Origin of the sequence: Bradyrhizobium sp. BR 1432 (assembly GCF_051547705.1) — a bacterium.
Taxonomy (GTDB): Bacteria; Pseudomonadota; Alphaproteobacteria; order Rhizobiales; family Xanthobacteraceae; genus Bradyrhizobium; species Bradyrhizobium zhanjiangense.
This window is the reverse complement of record NZ_JBPUGF010000003.1, coordinates 3,495,708-3,516,733: the sequence shown is the minus strand read 5'-3', so window position 1 is coordinate 3,516,733 and position 21,026 is coordinate 3,495,708. Positions and strand designations below refer to the sequence as shown.

The window sequence follows — 21,026 nt, the reverse complement described above, 5'->3', positions numbered from 1 at the left end:
CATGAGCGCTGCAGAAGAAGTCGTCGCGGAAGGCCATCAGGCGGTCGAGGCCGTTCCGAAGCGGGCCATGACGCTGGGCACGACCACCTCGCTGGTGGTCCTCGCCGCACTTCTCATCGTGCCCGTATTCGCCAAGAACTTCATCATCTTCCAGATGACGATGCTCCTGATCTACGGGCTCGCGGTGCTGGCGCTGAACATCCTGACCGGCGGCTCGGGTCAGTTCTCGCTCGGCCAGAGCGCATTCTACGCCGTCGGGGCCTACACGACCGCGGTGCTGATGGAGCACTTCAACGTCAACTACGCGCTGACCTTGCCGATCGCTGGGGTCATCTGTTTCGCGGTCGGCTTCCTGTTCGGCCAGCCGGCGCTGCGGCTTTCCGGTGTCTATCTTGCGCTTGCGACCTTCGCCCTCGCGACAGCCATGCCTCAGCTCCTCAAGCTGCATGTTTTGGAGCATTGGACCGGCGGCGTGCAGGGCCTTATCGTGACCAAACCGGATGCTCCATTCGGCATTCCATTAAGCCAAGATACCTGGTTTTACTACTTTACTCTCGCGATCGTGCTCGCGATCTACATCTTCTCGGTGAACCTGCTGCGCTCCCGCTCAGGCCGCGCCTTCATGGCGATCCGCGACAACGAGATCGCGGCCTCGGCGATGGGCGTCGACGTCGCACTCTACAAGACCTTGGCCTTCGGGGTGTCCGCCGGCATCACCGGTGTCGCCGGCTCGCTCGGCGCCATCGCCGTGCAGTTCGTTGCGCCAGACAGCTTCACTTTCACGCTCGCCATCTCGCTGTTCCTCGGGATGGTGGTCGGCGGGGTCGGTTGGCTGCCTGGCTCGATCGTAGGCGCGGCCTTCATCATATTCGTGCCGAATATCGCGGAAGGAATCTCCAAAGGCCTCTCAGGAGCGGTGTTCGGCGTGCTCCTGTTCCTCGTCATCTATCTCGTACCGCACGGAGCCAGGCAGGTCACTCTACTTTCCCAGAATCTGCTCCCAAGACGAACGAAAGACTAGGGTCGCGGCATAGGCGTTCGCATAACTCTTAGAGACGAGACCTTCTGGATCATCGCGCCCGGCGCCGGCGTCCTGCTGCTTCTGGCCGCGATGATATTGCTCATTGGAAGGTAAGGGTACGAACGTGCTGGGTCATGCACTCGGTTTGGAGCGGCGTCGACGAAGACGTGGGTGAATTTACAGACTGCCGACGCCTTGTCGGCGGCTAAATATGCACTTCCTCATGCCGCCCGGCATCACGCCCGTGGAATTGTGATGTCGTGCGGCCACGCCAACCCGGCTGTGATCCAACTGCTGGTCGACGTGCTGCCCGGCTATGGCCTGACGCCCTACGTGGTGCAGCGCGAGAGCATGGGCTTCATCTTCAACCGAATCTGGGCCGCGCTCAAACGCGAGACGCTGGCCGTGGTATCGGAGGGTGTCGCGTCGGCGGAGGTAGTGAATGCCATTTACAGTCAAGCCACGGGTTCGCAGCGGGGCCCGTTCCGCCTCATGGACGCGGTGGGACTGGACGTGGTGCTTAGCATTGAAGAGAATTATGCTCAGCATCGGCTCGGCCTGCCCGAGGGGCCACGCATTTTACTGAAGAAGATGATCTCTGAGGGCCGCCTTGGCGTGAAGAGCGGTCGAGGGTTCTATGACTATCAATAATGTCACATCCATTAGGCACTGGAAGTCTTGATTTCCTGGCGTTGGCTATTCCTAAGCTTCGCAGGTGGTGGAATGAGGCTGGCCCGCGCACGTATCGCCAGCCATAGAGGTTCGAGTATGTTAGCAATCGATATGAAACAATGCGCCACTCTTGTGGGAACAGAAGTGGGCGTGAATCCGACTCTCAAGCCAATCATGTATCGGACTTAGGTTAGTCGTTATCGGTCGCCTCCCAATGGATGCAGCCGGTGAGTCATTTGCCCTGAACTGGGGCGTCCCTGTCCGCCTCATGGAATTCATTTCTGGATAGGGCATGCACAAGAACGTTGTAGCAGGTGTCCGACGCAAATTGTCATGTAGCGCTCATCGAGCGCGCATGGCTGCGACCCTCGGATATCGAATGCTGCGTGGAGGCAAGTGAGCTCCTTGCAGCCAGCGATGAAAGGCTGTGCCGCTGTCTTCAGGGGATTCCAGTCGCAAGCGGTAGCTCGCGGGCCTCTTGCAGGGCGCGCCTGCTGATCGGACACTGACGAAAACGGATGACTTCGGACGAGAAGTAGAAGTTATCCCTCAATGATCGCGCGACCATTGGATGATTCGGTGCGTTCACCTTGGTTTTGGAGATGCGACTTTCTTTTTTCTCGCTGCCGTTGACAATTTTTTACTGCCGTCTGTAGGAAATCGATGACATTCGCAGATGCGTACAACTTTCAACGGATTGTTCAGATGAGAAAAGTGCTCGCTGCCAAACTGCATGGCATCCGTGTTACGGATCTTCACTATCACGGCTCAATCACTCTCGATCCGGATCAATGCCATGAGGCAGGCATTCTGCCCATGGAATTCGTGGAGATCTGGAATAAGAACTCCGGGGCACGACTTTCGACATATGTAATTTTTGGTGCGCCCGGCTCGCGTTGTTGCGTCCTAAACGGCGCCGCCGCGCGCACCTGCCAAGTAGGCGACCAGATCATCGTCTGCAGTTCGACCTACGTGGACGAGGCGCAGATCGTCGGGCTGAGCTCCAAAATTCTTATCTTCGATGGCAACAACGACATTTCCGAACGCATGACCTATTCGGTCACGCGCGATGGTGCGGAGCGCTGTTGCTTCGCAATCCTAGGTGAGGCAGGCGCGTGAAACCCATACCGCTTCGAACTAAGGCCGATTGAAGGGATAGGGATCGGAAATGAGCCACACGTCGGAAGCAGCGGTCGAGCGGGTCACGCTTCCAAGGCTGCAACTGTGGAAGGACGAGGGGCGGCGCCTCGTGATGACGACCGCCTATGATGCGGTCACTGCACGCATTGCGGATCCCATCGTGGATATGATCCTTGTCGGAGACAGCGTCGGCAACGTCTGCCTCGGATTCGACAATACGCTGCCCGTAAGCATGGCGATGATGAATCATCATCTTGAGGCGGTTGCGCGTTCGAGACCTCGAGCCTTGCTCGTGGCTGATATGCCATTTCTGAGCTTTCACCTCAGTCCAGAGGACACGATACGCAACGCCGGAGGCTTCTTGCAGCGTGGCGCTGACGCCGTAAAGCTCGAGGGCGGGTCCAAACGCGTAGAAATGATACGTGCCCTGGTCGAGTGCGAGATTCCGGTTATGGGTCATCTCGGCTTGACCCACAGAGCGTCAACGCAATGGGTGGCTTCAAAGTGCAGGGCCGCAAGGCCGATGACGCCTTGCGCCTGCTCGACGACGCCCATCGCCTGCAGGAGGCCGGCTGCTTCGCTCTGGTCCTGGAAGGCATCCCAGCCGAGCTCGCTGCGCGAGCGACAGAAACGCTGAGGATACCTACCATCGGGATTGGCGCAGGCCCTGGTTGTTCGGGGCAGGTGTTGGTGTTCCACGACGTGGTTGGCTTGATTGAAGGCCATGTCCCAAGATTCGTTCGTACCTACGCCGACGGCTTTCGGGTATTGCAGGAGGCGCTGTCCCGTTGGGTTGCCGATGTCCGCAGCGGTACATTCCCAGCGCCGCAAGAGGCGTATCGGCTTCCCGAAGGCATAGGCGAGACGATCGCAAACTGGGCGCCTTCAAACCGATCTTTAAGAGAATCGTAGCAATGCAGACAATCACGACGGTCGCCGAGGTTCACCACGCTCTCGCAGAGGCTCGCAGAGCCGACAAACGTGTCGGATTTGTACCGACAATGGGCTATCTGCACGACGGCCACTTGGCACTGATCGAGGCCAGCCGGGCGCAATGCGCCGTCACCGTGGTTAGCATATTCGTCAATCCCACTCAGTTCGGGCCAAACGAGGATCTAAGCACGTATCCGCGCGACTTCCAGCGCGATGAAAAACTGTGCCGCGATGCCGGTGTTGCGATCGTCTTCGCGCCGGGTGCAAAGGAAGTCTATCCGGCTCAATTTGAGACCTTTATCGAACCAGGCGAGCTCGCAAAGCCGCTCTGCGGCGCTTTCAGGCCGGGACATTTTCGTGGGGTCGCGACGGTCGTAAGCAAGCTGTTCAACATGGTACAGCCGGACGTCGCGTTCTTCGGGCAAAAGGATTTTCAGCAGTGTGCGGTCGTGCGTCGGATGGCCATCGATCTGAATATGCCGATCGAGATCGTTACCGTGCCGACCGTTCGGGAAGCGGACCGTCTCGCGATGAGCAGCCGCAACCGGTATCTCAGCGAGGAAGACCGAGGGCGGGCCCTCGCCATCAGTCGTGGACTATTCGCTGCGGCAGAGGAGTTCCGCTTGGGAGAGCGGAATGTGGACAAGCTGATTGCAATCGCCAAGAGGCATTTGGAAACGGTCGATCGGCTGCAGTACCTTGAGCTCGTCGACGGCGACACGCTCAAGCCCGCCGCAAGTCCGCTGCGCCGCCCCGCGGCACTGTGCGTGGCGGCCTATGTCGGCTCGACGAGGCTTATAGACAACGTGATCCTTCAGCCAACTCCGTAGCGCGACGGAGGCGAAAGAATCGTCTTGATAGAAGCTGTCCGACGCGAAGCGCCTCCCGTAGGCCGTCCTCACCTTCGTGGGGCGGCTGAAGGGATCGTGTCGTAGGGAAGCCCGCTACATGTGGTCACGAGCGAACTGCCCATTCACGCCGAGCTTGTTTCACAGAGCGAGCGCGCCGCCGACGCCTGAGGCATTAGGAATGCGGACAAGTCTTTGACCACGTTAGCGAGTGTGCCGGGCCGAAACGCGACGTCTTCACTGAATGAATTCCACTGCTGAACTTTCGTTGGGTCTTCCGCAAAGGCAGTTGTCAGCGCGTCTGGAGCCTCTAAGGGAATTTCGGTCTTGCGTCGGGTGAATGTCGCCGCGATAGCCGTATTGTCGACAACTCGACTCGCCGCCGTTCGCTGCTCCGCGGGAGCACAACACGTCGCCGCGAAGGCCTGCGCTCCCCGTGAGAGATCCCAGCACTGGGCGGGCCCCGAGGTTCCAAAACAGGCGACCCGGGCAGATCTCCAATCCTCTCCAACGTTGCAGAACTATAGGCGAAAACTGGCGTTTACGAAGATCATGTCAGACGCTTTTGACTACGTCCGAGCCTATGCTGTCCGCGCTCTTTGCAAGGCCAGATCGATGCCGCGGGGCAAGATGAAGCATCTGCAGCTGGTTACGGCCCGAACACGCAGCACCTCGAGGATTCCCGAGCAGCCCAGAAGCTTGAGAGCTCCACTCGATCGTCGGCCAGGTGACTACCTGGGCTCTCAAGGTCGCCTTGCTCCGTCGAGGTCGCAAAGTGCACAGCGGGAGGCTCGCTGAGTGCCTTCGCTCGATGCTCGCTCTGCGGCAAGTCTCCTGCGATCGTAGAACTGACTGTCCTCCCAACGCCCTGCGTCCTCATCGACCGCTTCCGAACGGGCCTAAAACGGCGGGTGCTCTCGTCGGCGGAAACGGGTCTCCCATTCAAATGTGGGGTACTGGGCGTGGTGCGGGCCGGCGCGCGGTCACCCCTGCCGATGCCGCGCGGGTTCGACTTCCATCCTCCGCCTTTCGCGCCTTACCGCCTCTGTAGGACCGGTGCACAACTGTGCTTCTTTCTTAGCGTCCCGGTCTTTCCTCAGGAAGCGTTCGCCCTCGCTCGTTCGCGAGCCTCCCGACGACGCTCGCGGCTTTCGCGCCGCCGCTTCGCACGGTCAGGGGGCTGCCGCAGTGGAGGAACCGGCGCTGCCGTGGACACCCATCCGGTAGTCTTATCCATGGAAGTCTCTTGAACCGATTCAGGCGCGGCCGGGCGGGCTTCCATGAATTCGAGCACGTCCCGGCCCTTGGCCGTGATCATCCACCCTCCGCTTATGCGTTCGACAAGTCTTTGCGAAAAGATATCGAGGCCGGGCACCCGCGCCGCAAGGAGCTTGGTCCGGTCCGCCCAATCGCGGCCGCTGGTCGCCAGGATGGCCATGTCCCGCTTGAGGTCCTCCATGACGGCGAAGCCATCGGGATAGCTCACCAGAATCTTCAGGACCGTAACCTGGAAGTTCACGCCCCCACTCCAGATCGATCAGCGCCACATCGTGGGTGCGCGGGACAGGCTTCACGGCCGACCTGCCTCAGGACATCGGGCGACACCTCGCCACTGGTGGCGGTCTCCAGGATCTTCCCCGCAACGTCAGTACGTGCTCCGATTTCGCGGCGCGAGACGCTTTCGCAGACTTCGTCGAGAACCGCGCGCAAAAGCGCGGTGGTTGCCGTGTCGAACATGAGTTGCCCCATGAGGGAGAGTCCCATCCTGGCTGGGTTTCCCGATCGGGCAATCAGACATGTTAAGCTTTGCGGAAAATGCGCTTCTAGGCAAGCAGTGCCGCCGTATGGCGCCTGCGCTCCACGTTGAAGGACGGCGCCAAAGCAAGCCTACAGGCGAGCTTTATGCTACTCGTTCGCCGGCACCTGAGGAACGTTCAGCACTGGCGAAAGTCCTACAATCGCTAGGAGAGGGTGAAACAATCAGCAGCGAAGGTGGCGTCCCAAAGAAAGTTTGCGGCGCAAAATACTCGGGGAGAGAGACTTTTCGCTTAGAGCCGGTTAGCGTCCCTGAAATTCCGGACGTTATTGGTGGGAATCAGCTGGCGTGCTAAAGTTGGTGGTCAGAAGCCCGCAGAACGTTAACGTCGAGGCTTGTTTGCATTTATCGATCGCGATCGCTGCATCAGTTGTGTTGCCTGTTTCGGTTTCGTGGGCCGCAGACACGTTCCTCTCGATTGAGAAAGAGCTTTTCTAAGCGAGCCCGCTGATCAACTAACCGGCATGGTTCCATTCAAGGAGAAGCTTGCCGATGGCAATCACCGCTCTGTCGTTCCAACAACCGGTCAGGGGTGATACTCCGATGAGTCATGGTGATGAGGCGGGGCGCTATTGGGCATCCGCCGAGCAGGAATATTCTCGTCGCGGTCGATTCAACGGTCTACGTAACCATCACCGGCGGCCCTCGGACGGCGATGGTTTCAGCGCAGCAGCGCGGTGGGTGCAGAAGTTTGCCATGGAATCGTTGAGCTAATGCGCTGATGAACTAACTGGCTGGCCTTAGCCGGGGCAGCGCAAAAGCGAACTCACGGTGTTAAAATGACATCTGAGTCCTTCGAAATACTTGATCATGTCGAGCAAGCCGTCTTCGTTCGCGACTTTAATGGCCGCATAAGAGCTTGGAATAAAGCCTCGGAGACCTTGTACGGTTACTCTCGTGAGGTTGCCATCGGCCAGTTGGCAGACTCTCTTCTTGACAGTGAATATCCTACATCGGCTGGCGATCTCGAAGCGAGTTGCATCGCGACCGGTCGATGGGAAGGAGAGGTCAAGCGAAAATCGGCGCACGGCAAGCAAATGTCGGTGCACGCTCGGCTATCGGTGCATTACGATCGGGCGGGTTGCCCCATCCACCTGGTGGAGACTGGTCGGAAAGTCGAAGATAAGAGCGTCGAACAAGAATTGAGGCTCAGTGAAGCTCGCTATCGGAATCTGTTCCAAGCCTTGTCAGTTTCCTTTTGGGAGCTGGATTTCTCGGACGTAAATCAGAGATTGCGGACGCTAAGAAAATCCGGTGTCTCGGATTTCAGAAAGTACTTCCTGGATAACCCGCAGGTCGTCATCGAATTAATGACGGCGGCCCGTGTGGCGGACGTTAACGATCACACGGTAGTCCTTTTTGGTAGAGGCAATAAGGAGGGGGTGCTCGGTAATCTCAGACCTTTTTGGCCCGACGAAAGCACTAACGCGTTCACCGAAGCGGTGCTGAGCGGCATCGCGCATAAACCTCATTACTGGACTGAATGCAAGCTGCGCCGGATCGATGGCAGTGTTTTCGATGCACTCTTCACGATCGCCTATCCGCCTGACCTCAGTGGATGGACGAGCATGGTCGCCGTTATCGATATTACGGAGCGCAATCGAGCTCAGGAGATGTTGCAGCGTCTGCAGAGCGATTTTGCGCATGCGGCTCGCGTTTCCATGCTGGGCGAACTCACGGCTTCCATCGCTCACGAAGTGAACCAACCGCTTGCGGCCATTGCCGCGAATGCAGATGCCGGTTTGCGGTGGCTTGAAACGGATCAGCCGGAAATCGACAGGGCGCGAGAATCGATCAAATGGATCATGGAAGATGCACGTCGCGCTGCCGATGTTATTGCGAGACTCCGCTCCATGGCTGCGCATCGCGCGCCTGAGCGCAATCCAGTATCCCTCGATGACATAATCCGAGAGGCGCTCCTCTTCGTTCGATACGAACTACAGGCGCGCTCGGTCACTGTAGTCCATCACCCGTCTGCTGAATCACCCATTGTCCTTGCGGATCGAACGCAACTCCAACAAGTGATTGTCAACTTGATTATCAACGCGGTGCAAGCGATGGGACAACGAGATTGTTCTCGGCGAAAAATTACGATTCGAACGAATGTCGTGGACGACAAGATTTCATGCATCGTGGAAGATACCGGTCCCGGTATCCATCCCAACTACCTTGTCCACCTATTCGACAGTTTCTTTACGACTAAACAAGAAGGCATGGGAATGGGGCTTCCGATTTGTCGCTCGATAGTCGAGGCGCACGGCGGGTGCATTCACGCCGAAAACGTCGATCTCTCGGGAGGGGCGCGTTTATCGTTCATCCTGCCTGCACCCGATCGCGAGCCATGTGTCGGAGAGCAGCGCGCTTAACCGTCGGGCTGCTAGACTCTGCCCGGACTACTGGATCACCCAGTCTACCGTTGGCGTGAATTGAAGGCCGGATATCGGCGCAAATTCAATCAGGTCTAAAGCCAGCTTTGGCGGCCGCTGCCCCTCGCTGTCGACCGTTTGGCGTAACGTTGTCGTGACCAGTAACTTGAAAATAACAAGTGACGGCCTACTTGATACAATGACACTCTCTGAGCCTCAGTCGCGCGCGATGGAGGGTGATGGATACATCAACGTGACCGAGGGTTGCGCTAGGGGCTTGCGCGCTCGGCTTGTCTGGAGCAAACATGAGCGAAGTCATTCGATTTGTTTCAAAATCGGAGCGCGAACGAGATCGTCTCATCCGAGAGGCGCGCGCGATCTATGACAGCATATTCCCAGCAGGCGATCCAGCCGTTAAGAAGCAGGACAATGCACAGGGGAATAATCATACGTTCAGCAGCGCAACTGCCTATGGTAGCAACTAGGTCTTGTCGTGATAAAGCATGCTGCACTTTGCGGTCTCTCCCTCTGATGGCTACGAACGGATGGTATAGAACCCTGGGTTTCTCTTCCTCCCGGAGCAGTCCTGCTCAAGGATTGATGAAGCTGTCGGTCGATGTCGATCCACCAGAGCTTGCCCGAGCGGTCGCACCAGAGCGACGTCTCGCCGAGCACGTCGCCGGCCGGCACCGCAGTCTCGATCCTGGGCGCGATCGAACTCACAGAATCCGGCGAAGAGACAGTCACGTATCGCGCCGGCGACAGTTTCGTCATGAAGCCTGGTTTCGTCGGAACCTGGAAGACGATCGAGACTGACGTCCCACGCGCGCGTGATCAAATCGGCTTCCGTGCCCCCGAAACTGCCAAGCAAGCTTTCTCCGGCGGTCTTCAGCATCCGCTAACGATGGTCGCTACGTCGTAATAGAAAACGTCTGGTGGTTTCGCTCTTCGCTCGCGCTTGCCACCATTCGCGCCGTAAAGGTTTTCGACCTGAGGCCGTCCGAATAAGCGTTTTTCCACTGTCGTAACGGTTTTTCGACATGAAGCTCTGAGGAACGTAGGACAAGGACCAGCCCAGCGTCGTACGTTTCTTACTCGTCGAGCGCCAGTTTCCCCTGCGCTGGCGACACCCTCAGGTATCCGCGCGAGGCCGTCGCGCAGAGCCGCGGTGCATCACACGGCTTCGGGCCATAGGCGTTCTTTCAGTCGGGATCTGACCTCTTCTGCCGCGGCTCGAGCATCAGCATTAAGGACGCCTACATGATTGCGACCATCCCAGCTTGAGGCGTAGCCATTACATAAACGCTCGAGGAGCGGCTCAAGCTCTTTCGCAAGCTTGATTGCGGTGCGCCGACTGGTCATACGGTCGATTTCCCACCGGCGGGAGTGTCCGAGCGTAACGTACATCGGCTCGGTGTTACGATCCCAGTAGGTGAAGGTGACCACGCGATCTTCTAGATCGAGTTCGATATAGGCAGGAAGAGGAAGCTCCCCGAACCGTCGAAACATTAGCGGATATTTTGAGCCCCTTTTTGGAGCAAGGATCGTAAGCATATGCTTCTCCTAAAGCGAACCGCACATGCTGGGCGGCGCAGGTTGCAGTGTGCCGCGCTCTTGGGACATCAGAGCGTAGCACCTCCAACCACCCCGAGCAGGGGTTTGAACGAGCGGAAGGAGGAGGCCGCTCGTCGACATCAGCCTATCTGGCAGATCGAACTATCAAGGAGATAACATGCCGATACAATTCTTCAGCGCAAAGATAGTTAATCACGAATCGACAAGGGCGGCGTGCCCACCGACCGGGTGCTGAACGCAATGCCGCTCGCGGACATCACGCGCTACCTGCGCCAGCGGCGACGTTCGTTGGCGCGGGCGGCCTGACGCGACGGACGGGCACGGCCAGGGCTCTCACCCGGGACTGCTCGGTCAGCCACCCGCATCCGGGCTCGAGCAAATGGAGACGGAGGGAAAATGTCTTGAATCGCTTGGTTTTCCAGTACCACATGATGGGCGGCCCTGCTATCCTCGGACTTGGATGATCCCCGCGGCGTTAACGATCTTCCATTACCCACCTGATCTGGCTGCGATGGCGGAGGCGCTGCCCGGTCGCCCGACCACAGGTTTCTGCGGCGCCTGGGCAACCGTGGGGCAGGACGATGTAGCGGACCCCCGTTACCATGTGTGCTCGACTATTATTTAGGGCTTCAGGCTGTCCCGCTTCTTGCTCGGTGCCGAGTAGCGCCTGCGAACGCGCGCGACTTCGGCCGGGTCGGGTGTCGGGGTCGGGAATCTACCGTCGGCCTCGCCAGCGCGTGCGTAGTGCTTGGTTGCTGTCTCGTCAGTCGCGTGGCCTAGCAAGGCCGCAACGATTGCGAGTCCGAGTTCCCTGTCCTCCGCGGTGCGCGCGCTAACCACGTAATTCATTTTCCAGCGAGCCGTGGCGGCGTGTCGAGCCGACGAAAGAGTGGGGCGGCGCAGGCGCTTGGGAACAGCTGCTTCGTGACCCGGCGCATCAGCGACTCGAGCGTCGATTTGAGCGTCTCATACGCACCATTGGCAGCCGCTTCGCGGGCGGCAAAGATCCAGGCTTTCGTTTGCGCGACGAGTTCCTCGGGAAGCCATTCCCAGTGCAGGACCCGGGTTTCGCCGTGGGCCCGGCCGTTTCCGGCCTTGCCGTTGACGAGCGTCAACTCCCAGGCATAGTCGGGATCGCTCGAGGGCCCGAACTTCGCGGTCGGCCACTCGACGAGCCGCGCGCCAGTGAGCGACCCTACCGTCAGGCAATCTACTAACGTGCTCGCATTGGGGCTCGTAGTTGCCAACGCGAAGTGGCTGATACGGTCCAAATCGTCGTCGAGACGCTTCTGCTTCTGCGCTGAGGTGCGCGGAGCCCCGTCATCAGGCCTGTCAACAGATTCGACGTCCTTGAGCAACGCGATCATCGCACGCGTTTGCGGGTCCAAATCGGGCTGGTTCAGCGCGGTCTCGTTCATCGTGAACGTGATTGCGGCTCGGTTCTGGCGGAAGCTCGAAGGAGACAATTCCCGACGGCGCGCAATCATGCTTTGAGCGAGCTCAGTGGGTGAAACGGGGCGTTTTGCTTTCTTGGCGGCAGCTCTAGCGATTTGCGCCGCACGTTTGCGGTATGCAACTTCAGTTTTCTCTGTTCGTGTGGTCATCGCATATACCTCAAGTGAACCAGGGTGGATTCAGGATGTCGTGCCGGCGGCAGTGTGAAGCGATCTCGCGCACGAACTGCTCAACGGCCGCCTTGGCGTTGATCAGATAATCGGGACAAAACGGGCTGTAGACGAGCGTCGTTTCAACCGAATCGGGCGGTCGAATATGACCAAGCCATAGGCCGATCTCGAGCGGCTCAACCCCTTGCTTCAGCATGAAACGGCTGACGGAATGCCGGATGGAATAGGTATTTTCGCCGCCCGCCAACTTCGCGCGACGACAAGCAGCGCTGAATCCCGTGTCGATCTCATGGACCTGTTCGCCGCGCCAATACACGAGAGGGCCAGGGGGAAGATCACGCGTCCACGGTTCCAAGGTGCTGGCAATCGGAAGAGCTGCGCGCCACTTGTCGGTCTGCATGTGCTCCTCCGGATTGAGGTAGAACAGGCCGTTATCGCGATCAATTTGCGCCGACGTCGCGTCCAGGATTGCCCCGACCCGGCTTGCCGTATTGAGGAGGTAGACGGTTGTAGTCAGGAGGTGGATGAAGTCGAACTGGTCAATGGCGGCGGCAATTTCGCGGGGGGCATCACACGCCCCTTGGGCTTCGCGTTGCGGCTATCCTTCTTGGTCCAAAAGTAGGGAACGTGCGGGGCGTGATGGCTCGCCAACCGACGTTCGTTGACTGCGGTCTTGCATGCGCTGCGCAGGACGGTGAGAGTTCTTGCGACGGTCGAGAGCGAAATGCCCTCGGCCAATGCTTTGTCGCGAAAGCTTTCGAATTTCGACGGTACCATTGTCTGAAGCACCTGTTCGCCCATCAGTCGCATCATGCGTGCGATCGCGATGCCTTCCGCCTCCGCGGCCGCGTGCTTTTCGACGTAGGGCTTGAAGAACTCGAGAACCTCCGCGACCGTGCGGAGGGGCTTCTGCACCAGTGCTTCTGCTGGATCACCCGTCACGCCACGGTCGACAAGACTCCGCACCTGAACGCAGGCGTCCTCAAGGTTCGTGGTCCGAAGAGACCGGTAGACTGTGATCCCCTTTTCACGGAGATACGCGGACACGTAGAAGTTCGGCGTGCCCTTGTCCTGACACACGCCGAATTCCCCGATTTTGGTGAACTGAATGTACGCCACGCGGAGCTATGCCTCGGTCCTGACCTCGCCGGAGGCCGCTGCCTTGGCCTCGGGCTGCGTGAGGTTGTTGCCTGCGGTCCCGTCGGCATCGCCGCGAGCGAACGCCCGCACCGATCGCGCGGAAAAATAGAGGACGCGGAAGCCGCCGATCGCGCGGAGCCGCCCCTCCTTTGCGGCCTTTCTGACGGCCCCGGGGCTGATCTTGAGGGCCTCCGCCACGTCCAGCGTCGACAGCAACATGTAGTCGCCGCAGTTGTCGAGATCGATCATCGGTACTCTACTCCATTTACCATATCACTGGCTCTATTGGCTCCCTTAGGAACCAACGCCATGCGATCCAACGTCTTTCGTGCCCCGGCAATGGTCAATGACCCGGCTCCACAAGACCCGGGAAAACCTGTTGAGAGCCGGAAGTCCGAGGAGGTGTTCGAGCTCGCCTCGGACCCTGATACGTCGGACGGTCCTCCTGTCCAGGAGGACCGTCACGTAACCCGGCGGGAGCCGGCGGTGACGACGATAGAAATCCAGCGCGAAGGTCGCTGCTTCGAATTTGATCCACCGCCGCCGCCGCACCAGGTAGGCGACACGCTCCTGGAGCCTACGCGTGGACACCTGCGTCCGCATTCTACACCTCGAGTATCTTCCGGAGCGCGTCTCCCGTGCTCTCCCACCAGACGGCCAGTTCGGAGGCGCACGCCGTGGCCGCGAACTCGTGCAAGCCAAGGCGGCGCGCCAACCTGTCGGACGGCATCATCAACGCCGAGGCGATATCGAGGCCGGCATCCGAACAGACCTGCAGGGCGCGTCCTTCGACGAGCGGGATGGTCAACCTGGGAATGTCGCCCGCCACAGACTTCAGGCGAGCGAACGCTTCGGCCTGCTCGGATTGCTTCGGCCAGTCGAACGGCCCGTTGCGGCCCGACAATCCAAGTGCCCGGGGAGGCTCGGGACGACCTTCTGGAGGCCCTTCAGATAGCGTTCGGCTTGACCCATATGCTCGGCCGAGCTGCTCGTCATGACGATCGACATGCCACGGATGCCGATCCGGGCAAGTGTCGCGTCGAAGTTCGTTGCGGCCAGCACTTCCAATCTGTGCGCGGCGGTTCCGCCGGGCCAGTCGACGATCACCGCCCGGCCGGTTTGCCGGATCTGCATGATTGCTTCGAAAAGGGGGAGAGCACCCCGACCAAGCCCCCGGTGCGGACGGCCGCAGTAGTGAACTCCTCGAGCGGGATGAATATGTCGGTATCGGCGGCATCGTCCAGTCCGCGGCGACGGGTGCTCTCGATGCGGACGCAAGTCACGGGCCGGCCCAGCTCCCGATACAGATGGCTGGCCCGGTACGCCAAGGTTGATTTTCCGATGGACGTACCATCCGAACCGATCTCGACGAGATCGATCAGGTTGATCTTGGGCTTCGTCCCTTCGACCAGATTGATCGTGGGCTTACTCTCTTTAGGCGTCTTCATCATTTAAACTCCTGATTTCCGCAAGTCGTGCCGCAGCGCGGCGGGTTTCCGCCGGCAGGCCAAACCCGCCCGGCGATCCGTTCGGTGAAGGCCGAATGGAACTGGTAGCGCGCACGGGCACCGGCGCGTTCTGAACTGGGGTGCCGTCGAGCGGTCGCGTTCTGACAGGCGCTGCGGTGTCCTGCAGTTGATTGCAGGGCTCTGCAAGGGCCTGCATGTCCATGCCGGACCCGGCGGTGGACTGCCGAAAGGCCGGCGTGCGGGCGGCACGCTCGCGAGCGCGGCTGAGCGCGCTGCTCACGGTGCCCGGCGGCAGCGGTGTGCCATCCTCGCGGACGATGCCGACCTCGGCCAGCAGCTGCCCGATCATCACCGCGGTCGCTCCCGCTGCCGCGAGGTACTCGAACAGGTCGAAATGGGCCTCGAAAATGGTCTGGAAGCAGGCCATCCCGAAGACGCCGCGGCCCTCGCTGCCGAGCTGAAGCAAGCGCTGGCGGGGTTCTGGAGAAAGCCGGTCGAGCAGACGTCCGGTCGGGCGGGAGGGTGCTCTGCTCATGCGAGCACCTTCAGGGGTCCAGGCGTGCTTCCACGAACTTTCCACTTTTGGCCCAAAAAGCCGGAAAACGGCGCTGAACGAGGCTGCACAGGGGCGTACGGAAGCGTTTTGAAATCAACGAGATACGCCTTCGACACCTTCCTTGACATGGTAGGGGTCACAGGTTCGATCCCTGTCGTGCCCACCATCCTTCGCTCGCGATAGCAGAGAGAAGGATGCCACGCCGAAGCCCAAAGGGCGCAGGCGGGCTGCCGCCGCGAGCTACGGCTCGGCAAGCCACGATTCAACCAACGCGAAGTGTGTCCGGCGTAGCTCGCAGAGCGTAGACGGACTCAGGTTCGATCCCTGTCGTGCCCACCATCCTTCGCTCGCGATAGCAGAGAGAAGGATGCCACGCCGAAGCCCAAAGGGCGCAGGCGGGCTGCCGCCGCGAGCTACGGCTCGGCAAGCCACGATTCAACCAACGCGAAGTGTGTCCGGCGTAGCTCGCAGAGCGTAGACGGACTGGTGCGCCTTGCTCAGTATCCTGGAACGCCCAGACGCCCTCGGCATTGTTCCGCCATGCCGAAGTCCTCCACAAAAACCTTCAAGCGCGGCGACCACGTCAGCTGGAATTCCGAGGCCGGGCGCGTGCGCGGCCATATCCTGCGCGTGCACACCGAGGACGTCGACTACAAGGGCTACGTCCACCACGCCACGCCGGACGACCCGCAATACGAGATCAAGAGCGACAAGACCGACCACGTCGCCCTGCACAAGGGAAAGGCGTTGCGATTGTTGCGGAGCTGACGAACGTGAGGTGAGCAAGGCATCCCATGGCTCATCCCTTCTTCACCATCGGACATGCCACGCGTTCGATCGAGGAATTCATCGAGTTGTTGCAGGGCAGCTCGATCACATATCTGGCCGACGTTCGCACCGTGCCCCGCTCGCGCACCAACCCGCAGTATAATCGCGACACGCTGCCGCAGTCGCTCGCGGCCGTTTCGATCGGCTACGAGCATATCGCCTCGCTCGGCGGCCTGCGCAGCCGCAAGCGCGAGGTGCCGCGCGAGACCAATGCCTTCTGGCAGAATGGCAGCTTCCACAATTATGCCGACCACGCCATGAGCGCGGCCTTTCACGAAGGTCTCGCTCATTTGCGCGATCTCGGGCAGACGCAGCGCTGCGCCATCATGTGCGCGGAAACATTGTGGTGGCGATGTCACCGCCGCATCATCACCGATTATCTGCTCGGCGCCGGCGAGACCGTGTTTCACATTCTGGGACCAGGGCAGGTCAAACAGGCCGAGATGAATCCGGCGGCGCGCGTCATGGCTGACGGCCGCTTGGTTTATCCTGCGGAAAGTTAGCCAATCGTCGCTATCGCGGCTATGCTTGCCGCAGTCCGTAGATCCTCTGGGTGAGTTGGTGGTCGCCGCCCGTCACCCATAGGATCTACGCCCCCCTTGACCCGCGACGGGAGTTTGCGATGAGCATATCCGTCATCGAACAGGCAAAAATCCAGGCGCAGGTGCTGGTGCCGCTGGTTAGGGCGCTCCAGGCCGAACTCGGCGAGGCACGCGCCAACGCGCTGGTGCGCAAGGCGCTCGGCGATCTCTATCGCGGCTTCGGCGAGGAATTCTGGAAAGCCAAGAGCCTAAACGAGAACGAGGCAGACCTCGGCCAGGCGGTCGCGTCCGCCTTCAAGACCTATGCCCGCGACGATGCGCTCGCCTATGACGTCATCGAGCAGTCGAAGGACGTCTTCGCATTCGACGTGAAGCGATGCGCCTATGCCGAGTTCTACAAGGCGCTCGGCGAGCCCGAGCTCGGCTTCCTCCTGATCTGCACCGCCGACTTTGCCACCGCGGAAGGGTTCGGCCCCGACATCAGGCTCACGCGCACGCAAACCATCATGCAAGGCGCACCTCATTGCGATTTCCACTACCGGCGCGATCCGGGCGGATCATCATGAGAGCGTTTGCCGCTTCAGGCCTCGGTCGCGTCGCGATCGGCAGCTGACAACCGTCCAAGCCGCCAGAACGCCGTCTGCAGCGGGAGCTGATGCTTGATCATCGTAACGCCGTCGACGACCTTCAGGCCGCGGCTCGCGCAGGCTGCCATGAATTCGGTGCGGCGGGCGGCGATGATGTCGAATACCGCGCAATCCCCCGGCAGGTTGGACGGATCCATCGGCAGCGCGTCGCTCGCGTGCAGGCCGAGCGATGTGGCGTTGACGCAGAGGCCGGCGTCGTCGAAGCGCTCCTCGAGGCTGATATCGAGATCGGGGAATTGCCCGCGCAGCTTTGCCGCGAGCAACTCGACCGGAGCGGGCACCTCGTTGAGGATGCGCAGGCGCTTCAAGCCCGCTGCGGCGAGTGCGTGGCAGATCGCGCGGCCGGCGCCGCCCGCGCCGATCAGGACAGTGCGGCGCGCGGGATCGAAAATGTTGGCCTCGCGTGCGGCGTTCAGAAAACCGCCGCCATCAAAGGACTCCCCGACCAGCTTTCCGTCCGCTTCGATCCGGATCGTGTTGACCACACCCTCGAATCTCGCGGCAGGTCCCACCTCGTCGCAGAGTTCGAACGCCGCCGGCTTGTGCGGCATGGTCAGGTTGAAGCCGGCGGTGCTCGGCGATTTCGCCAGCGTGCGGATTGTCCTGGCGAGATCGTCCGGGTGCACGTCCATCGGCACCATGTGCCAGTCGAGACCCCGCTCCTCGAAATAAGGCGTGTAGTATCTGGGCGCACCGACATGGCCGGCGGGATGGGCGAAGATGAAGACGACGCGCGAGGCGCCGGTCGGAAGCTTCATGGCATCATCCCTTGACCGCGCCGGCGGTCAGCCCGGAGACGAGATAACGACGCACTGCGAGCGAGAAGATCAGCACCGGCGCCATCACCAGCGAGCCGCCGGCGGCGATCTTGCCCCATTCCCAGCCCTCGTAGTTCATGAAGTTGACGACGGCGACCGGCGCGGTGCGTGCATTGGTCCGGGTCAGGATCAGGGCGAAGAAGAAATCGTTCCAGGCGTAGAGGAAGCAGAGGATCGCGGTCGCGGCGATGCCGGGCGTCACCATCGGCAGCACGATTTTCGTGAACACCGTGCGCGTCCGTGCGCCGTCGACGAGGGCAGCTTCCTCCAGCGAAATCGGTATGGTGTCGAAGAACGGCTGCATCATCCAGATCACCAGCGGCAGGTTGAAGCTGGTGTAGACCAGCACCAGGCCGGTGACGGTGTCGAGCAGCCCGATCCAGCGATAGAACAGGAAGAAGGGAATGGTGAAGGCGATCGGCGGCGCCATGCGCGTCACCAGGATCGCAAAGGAGAGCGCATGCTTGCCGCGCCCGGCCCAGCGCGACAGCGCGTAGGCCGCGGGCACGCCGAACAGCAGTGCGAGCGCGGTCGAGAGCGAGGCGCTCAAGAGGCTGTTGACGAAGGAGGCCGAGAACGCGCTGTGCCAGAGCGAGATGTAGTTTTCCAGCGTCGGCGTGAAGATCAGCGGCGGCGGGAATTGCAGGATCTGGTCATTGGACTTGAAGCTCATCTGCAGCAGCCACAGAAACGGCGAGAGCAGGACGAGCAGCGTCATGGTGATCGTGACCAGCCGCCCGGGCGTCGCGCGGCGTCCGGAATGGTGGCTCATGCCATCGCCTCCCGCCGGCGCCCCATCCAGACCAGGGCAAGGCTGATGCCGGCGACGAGCAGCAGCATCACGACCGTGACCGCGCTGGAATAGCCGATCTCGTTGGTGTCGAAGGCAAGGAGATACGCATAGTAGTTCGTGACTTCCGTGACCGTGCCCGGACCGCCGCTGGTCAGCAGGAAGATCAGCGGAAACGCCTTCACACTGTCGATCAGGCGGAACATGCCGGAGATGACGAGGATCGGCGTGATGAAGGGCAGGGTGACGTACCAGAAGATCTGAAGCTTGCTGGCGCCGTCGACCAGGGCGGCCTCCGAATATTCGTCGGGAATGGTCTGGAGCGCTGCCAGCACCATCAGGAAGGTGAAGGGCAACCATTCCCAGGTGTCGGCGATGATGATGGCGGTCAGCGCGAAATCGACGCTGGAGGTCAGCGCCGGCATGGTGAAATTGAGGAGCTGCGCGGCGTAATAAAGCGGGCTGATGTCGGGCGTGTAGATCAGCTTCCAGATCACCGCGACGACGATCGGCGGCAGCACCATCGGGATCAGGAAGAAGGTGCGGGCGAACTCGACGAAGCGCGACGGCACGTTGAGGAGCAGCGCGAGCAGCATGCCGAGCAGGACCTGGAACAGCACCCCCCAGCACGACAGTTTTGCCTGCACCCAGAGCGAATTGACGAAGCGGGGATCGCCGGGCAGCAGGCCGTAATTGCGCAGCGGCACGCTGAAATCGGTCGCCGAGCCCGGCGCCGTCAACTGGAACGGCGTCAGGCTGGTCACGACGAGATAGATCGCCGGAAGCACGGCGACCGCAAATAGCACGATCAGGCTCGGCGTGAGCGCGCAGGCGATGAAGCCGCGGCGCTCCGCATCAATTCCACTCTCGCTCAAAGCTGCGTCCCGGCACGGCGGAGCGCGGCGATCGCCTGGTCCTGCGCGGCGTTCATCGCGTCCTTCGCGGGCAGCTGGCCGGTTGCGACCTGCTCGAACGCCTTGTTGAGCACGTCGCCGACGATCGGGAACTCCTTCACGGTACGATAGGCCATGTAGTTCTCGCCCTTGGCCGGCAGCTCCAGCACTTCCAGATAGAGCGCGCCCAGATCCTGGCCGTTGACCGTGTTGAGCTTGCGATAAGCTTCGCTGGTGATGATGGAGCGCCGGCAGACCGAGGAATGGCCGTGCTCCTTGACGAGCCGCATCGAGATGTCGGGGGAGAGCGCCCATTCGATGAATTCCCACGCCGCCTTCTTGTTCTTGGCGTTCTTGGGAATGCCGAGCCCCTGGCTGTTGGAGGCGGGGTGGTCATGCACGGGTCCCGCGGGCATCCGCACCACGCGCGAGGTCTCCTTCACCTTGCTCTCCTCGGACAGCAGGATCGGCGTCACCCAGGCGCTGGAATGGATGAAGATGTTGGCGCGTCCTGTGAGCACCGACTGCCGCGCCTGGTCCTCGGTGTAGGTCAGCACGCCCTTCGGCGCGCTCTTCAGGAGGTTCGCGTAGAATTCGATGCCCTGGATGGTCTCGGGCGTGTTCAACGCCGGCATGATGTCGGAGGGCGGCTTGCGGAAGATGTTGCCGCCAAAGCCCTGGATGTAAGGCGGCAGATTCCAGTGATGCAGCTGGAACGAGGTGATGCCGCTGACGTCGTCGGTGCCGTTGATTTCGGCGCAGACCTGCTGGAGCTCGGCGAACGTCTTCGGGATCCTCAGCCCCTTCTTCTCCATCAGGTCCATGCGCGATAGCCCCATCAGCATCGCGCCGCCTTCCCAGGAATAACCGTAGGTCGCGCCCTTGGCGTCGCGGTAGGGCACCTGCGCGCCTTCGACGAAGTCCTTGGGATTCCATTCGGCCGGGGTCAGATTGGCATCGCCGGTGAACTCGTCGAGATTGGCCAGCAATCCCGCCGCGACCCAGCGCGCGGCCAGGATGAAGGTGACGTTGACGAAATCATAGGCCGAGCCGCCGGAGGACAGTTCGAGATTGGCCTGTTGGTTGTAGACCGGGAAGGCCGAGAGCTGGAGATCGACCTTCATCCCGGTTCTCTCCTCGAACTCGGGGATGTATTTCTGCAGCAGCGTGAAGAAGCGGTGCTGGAACGAGGCGCCGTGCAGCGTGACGCCGGCAAACGGTTTCGTCTGTGCGATCAGCGGCGCGGGAAATGCCGCAAGCGCCGCGGTCGCGGCGCTGGCCTGCAAGAGTTTACGGCGGGTGAGCGAACTTCCGCGCGATGCGTTCTTCATCATGTCCTCCCAATTA

The 21,026-nt window shown here is 60.8% G+C and carries 24 protein-coding genes, 1 tRNA gene and 2 pseudogenes; 13 read left to right on the top strand and 14 right to left on the bottom strand.

Annotated elements, in window-relative coordinates; genetic code table 11:
• Position 1 precedes the first annotated feature (1 nt).
• From ACSKB8_RS16860 to panC, 5 genes and pseudogenes are all read left to right on the top strand, one after another.
• The gene (locus ACSKB8_RS16860) at positions 2–1,021 is read left to right on the top strand and encodes a branched-chain amino acid ABC transporter permease (RefSeq protein ID WP_438105329.1); all 1,020 of its coding nucleotides are present in this window, start codon (positions 2–4) and stop codon (positions 1,019–1,021) included.
• A gap of 171 nt (positions 1,022–1,192) precedes the next feature.
• Complete coding sequence (locus tag ACSKB8_RS16855; RefSeq protein ID WP_438105327.1) at positions 1,193–1,672, top strand: 3-hydroxyacyl-CoA dehydrogenase family protein; 480 nt, start codon at positions 1,193–1,195, stop codon at positions 1,670–1,672.
• Between the two features lie 726 nt (positions 1,673–2,398).
• Positions 2,399–2,812 carry an aspartate 1-decarboxylase gene (locus ACSKB8_RS16850; RefSeq protein WP_438105325.1) on the top strand — a complete coding sequence of 138 codons (414 nt, stop codon included), beginning with the start codon at positions 2,399–2,401 and terminating at the stop codon, positions 2,810–2,812.
• Between the two features lie 133 nt (positions 2,813–2,945).
• Positions 2,946–3,745 (top strand): annotated as a pseudogene (gene panB / locus ACSKB8_RS16845) (3-methyl-2-oxobutanoate hydroxymethyltransferase).
• A 2-nt stretch (positions 3,746–3,747) separates the two neighbouring features.
• Complete coding sequence (gene panC, locus ACSKB8_RS16840; protein ID WP_211404812.1) at positions 3,748–4,596, top strand: pantoate--beta-alanine ligase; 849 nt, start codon at positions 3,748–3,750, stop codon at positions 4,594–4,596.
• Between the two features lie 1,114 nt (positions 4,597–5,710).
• On the opposite strand, the gene ACSKB8_RS16835 is transcribed toward panC, so the two are convergent.
• On the bottom strand, positions 5,711–6,133 hold the full coding sequence (locus ACSKB8_RS16835) for a hypothetical protein (protein WP_438105323.1): 423 nt from the start codon (positions 6,131–6,133) through the stop codon (positions 5,711–5,713).
• A gap of 789 nt (positions 6,134–6,922) precedes the next feature.
• Between ACSKB8_RS16835 and ACSKB8_RS16830 the strand changes: the two genes are divergently transcribed.
• The 4 genes and pseudogenes from ACSKB8_RS16830 to ACSKB8_RS16815 form a co-directional block, all read left to right on the top strand.
• On the top strand, positions 6,923–7,144 hold the full coding sequence (locus ACSKB8_RS16830) for a hypothetical protein (protein ID WP_438105321.1): 222 nt from the start codon (positions 6,923–6,925) through the stop codon (positions 7,142–7,144).
• 65 nt (positions 7,145–7,209) lie between these two features.
• A complete protein-coding gene (locus ACSKB8_RS16825; RefSeq protein WP_438105319.1) occupies positions 7,210–8,796 on the top strand; it encodes a PAS domain-containing sensor histidine kinase in 1,587 nt (528 codons plus the stop codon).
• A 305-nt stretch (positions 8,797–9,101) separates the two neighbouring features.
• Positions 9,102–9,281, top strand: coding sequence for a hypothetical protein (locus tag ACSKB8_RS16820; RefSeq protein ID WP_438105317.1), 180 nt, complete (start codon positions 9,102–9,104; stop codon positions 9,279–9,281).
• A 221-nt stretch (positions 9,282–9,502) separates the two neighbouring features.
• A pseudogene (locus tag ACSKB8_RS16815) lies at positions 9,503–9,610 on the top strand (cupin domain-containing protein); the annotation flags it as partial.
• Between the two features lie 359 nt (positions 9,611–9,969).
• Here the strand turns inward: ACSKB8_RS16815 and ACSKB8_RS16810 are convergent.
• From ACSKB8_RS16810 to ACSKB8_RS16770, 9 genes are all read right to left on the bottom strand, one after another.
• A complete protein-coding gene (locus ACSKB8_RS16810) occupies positions 9,970–10,350 on the bottom strand; it encodes a hypothetical protein (RefSeq protein WP_438105315.1) in 381 nt (126 codons plus the stop codon).
• Between the two features lie 866 nt (positions 10,351–11,216).
• Positions 11,217–11,975: a hypothetical protein gene (locus ACSKB8_RS16805; protein WP_438105313.1), complete on the bottom strand. Its 759-nt coding sequence runs from the start codon at positions 11,973–11,975 to the stop codon at positions 11,217–11,219.
• 10 nt (positions 11,976–11,985) lie between these two features.
• On the bottom strand, positions 11,986–12,396 hold the full coding sequence (locus ACSKB8_RS16800; protein WP_438105311.1) for a hypothetical protein: 411 nt from the start codon (positions 12,394–12,396) through the stop codon (positions 11,986–11,988).
• A 113-nt stretch (positions 12,397–12,509) separates the two neighbouring features.
• Positions 12,510–13,115 carry a hypothetical protein gene (locus ACSKB8_RS16795; protein ID WP_438105310.1) on the bottom strand — a complete coding sequence of 202 codons (606 nt, stop codon included), beginning with the start codon at positions 13,113–13,115 and terminating at the stop codon, positions 12,510–12,512.
• Between the two features lie 6 nt (positions 13,116–13,121).
• Positions 13,122–13,385, bottom strand: coding sequence for a helix-turn-helix domain-containing protein (locus ACSKB8_RS16790; RefSeq protein WP_438105308.1), 264 nt, complete (start codon positions 13,383–13,385; stop codon positions 13,122–13,124).
• A 355-nt stretch (positions 13,386–13,740) separates the two neighbouring features.
• Positions 13,741–13,944, bottom strand: coding sequence for a hypothetical protein (locus tag ACSKB8_RS16785; RefSeq protein ID WP_438105307.1), 204 nt, complete (start codon positions 13,942–13,944; stop codon positions 13,741–13,743).
• A 26-nt stretch (positions 13,945–13,970) separates the two neighbouring features.
• Positions 13,971–14,270 carry a hypothetical protein gene (locus ACSKB8_RS16780; protein ID WP_438105305.1) on the bottom strand — a complete coding sequence of 100 codons (300 nt, stop codon included), beginning with the start codon at positions 14,268–14,270 and terminating at the stop codon, positions 13,971–13,973.
• Positions 14,240–14,587 carry a hypothetical protein gene (locus ACSKB8_RS16775; RefSeq protein ID WP_438105304.1) on the bottom strand — a complete coding sequence of 116 codons (348 nt, stop codon included), beginning with the start codon at positions 14,585–14,587 and terminating at the stop codon, positions 14,240–14,242. The genes ACSKB8_RS16780 and ACSKB8_RS16775 overlap by 31 nt, the downstream gene beginning before the upstream one ends.
• Positions 14,571–15,140: a hypothetical protein gene (locus ACSKB8_RS16770; RefSeq protein WP_438105303.1), complete on the bottom strand. Its 570-nt coding sequence runs from the start codon at positions 15,138–15,140 to the stop codon at positions 14,571–14,573. Before ACSKB8_RS16770 ends, ACSKB8_RS16775 begins: the two co-directional genes overlap by 17 nt.
• A gap of 91 nt (positions 15,141–15,231) precedes the next feature.
• Here ACSKB8_RS16770 and ACSKB8_RS16765 point away from each other — a divergent pair.
• The 4 genes from ACSKB8_RS16765 to ACSKB8_RS16750 all read left to right on the top strand — a co-directional run bounded on the left by ACSKB8_RS16765 (position 15,232) and on the right by ACSKB8_RS16750 (position 17,097).
• A tRNA-Val gene (locus tag ACSKB8_RS16765) sits at positions 15,232–15,327 on the top strand.
• A gap of 374 nt (positions 15,328–15,701) precedes the next feature.
• Positions 15,702–15,929 carry a DUF2945 domain-containing protein gene (locus tag ACSKB8_RS16760; protein WP_438105301.1) on the top strand — a complete coding sequence of 76 codons (228 nt, stop codon included), beginning with the start codon at positions 15,702–15,704 and terminating at the stop codon, positions 15,927–15,929.
• Positions 15,930–15,955: 26 nt separating this feature from the next.
• Positions 15,956–16,492, top strand: a complete 537-nt coding sequence (locus tag ACSKB8_RS16755) for a DUF488 domain-containing protein (RefSeq protein WP_438105299.1) — start codon at positions 15,956–15,958, stop codon at positions 16,490–16,492.
• Between the two features lie 119 nt (positions 16,493–16,611).
• Positions 16,612–17,097, top strand: a complete 486-nt coding sequence (locus ACSKB8_RS16750) for an L-2-amino-thiazoline-4-carboxylic acid hydrolase (RefSeq protein ID WP_438105297.1) — start codon at positions 16,612–16,614, stop codon at positions 17,095–17,097.
• A gap of 14 nt (positions 17,098–17,111) precedes the next feature.
• On the opposite strand, the gene ACSKB8_RS16745 is transcribed toward ACSKB8_RS16750, so the two are convergent.
• The 4 genes from ACSKB8_RS16745 to ACSKB8_RS16730 are packed head-to-tail and all read right to left on the bottom strand — an operon-like array spanning position 17,112 to position 21,013.
• Entirely contained in the window at positions 17,112–17,936 is an 825-nt protein-coding gene (locus tag ACSKB8_RS16745) for a shikimate dehydrogenase family protein (RefSeq protein ID WP_438105295.1), read from the bottom strand.
• Positions 17,937–17,940: 4 nt separating this feature from the next.
• Complete coding sequence (locus tag ACSKB8_RS16740) at positions 17,941–18,768, bottom strand: carbohydrate ABC transporter permease (RefSeq protein WP_438105293.1); 828 nt, start codon at positions 18,766–18,768, stop codon at positions 17,941–17,943.
• Positions 18,765–19,661: a carbohydrate ABC transporter permease gene (locus ACSKB8_RS16735; RefSeq protein WP_438105292.1), complete on the bottom strand. Its 897-nt coding sequence runs from the start codon at positions 19,659–19,661 to the stop codon at positions 18,765–18,767. The genes ACSKB8_RS16740 and ACSKB8_RS16735 overlap by 4 nt, the downstream gene beginning before the upstream one ends.
• Entirely contained in the window at positions 19,658–21,013 is a 1,356-nt protein-coding gene (locus ACSKB8_RS16730) for an ABC transporter substrate-binding protein (RefSeq protein WP_438105290.1), read from the bottom strand. Before ACSKB8_RS16730 ends, ACSKB8_RS16735 begins: the two co-directional genes overlap by 4 nt.
• Positions 21,014–21,026: the final 13 nt, after the last annotated feature.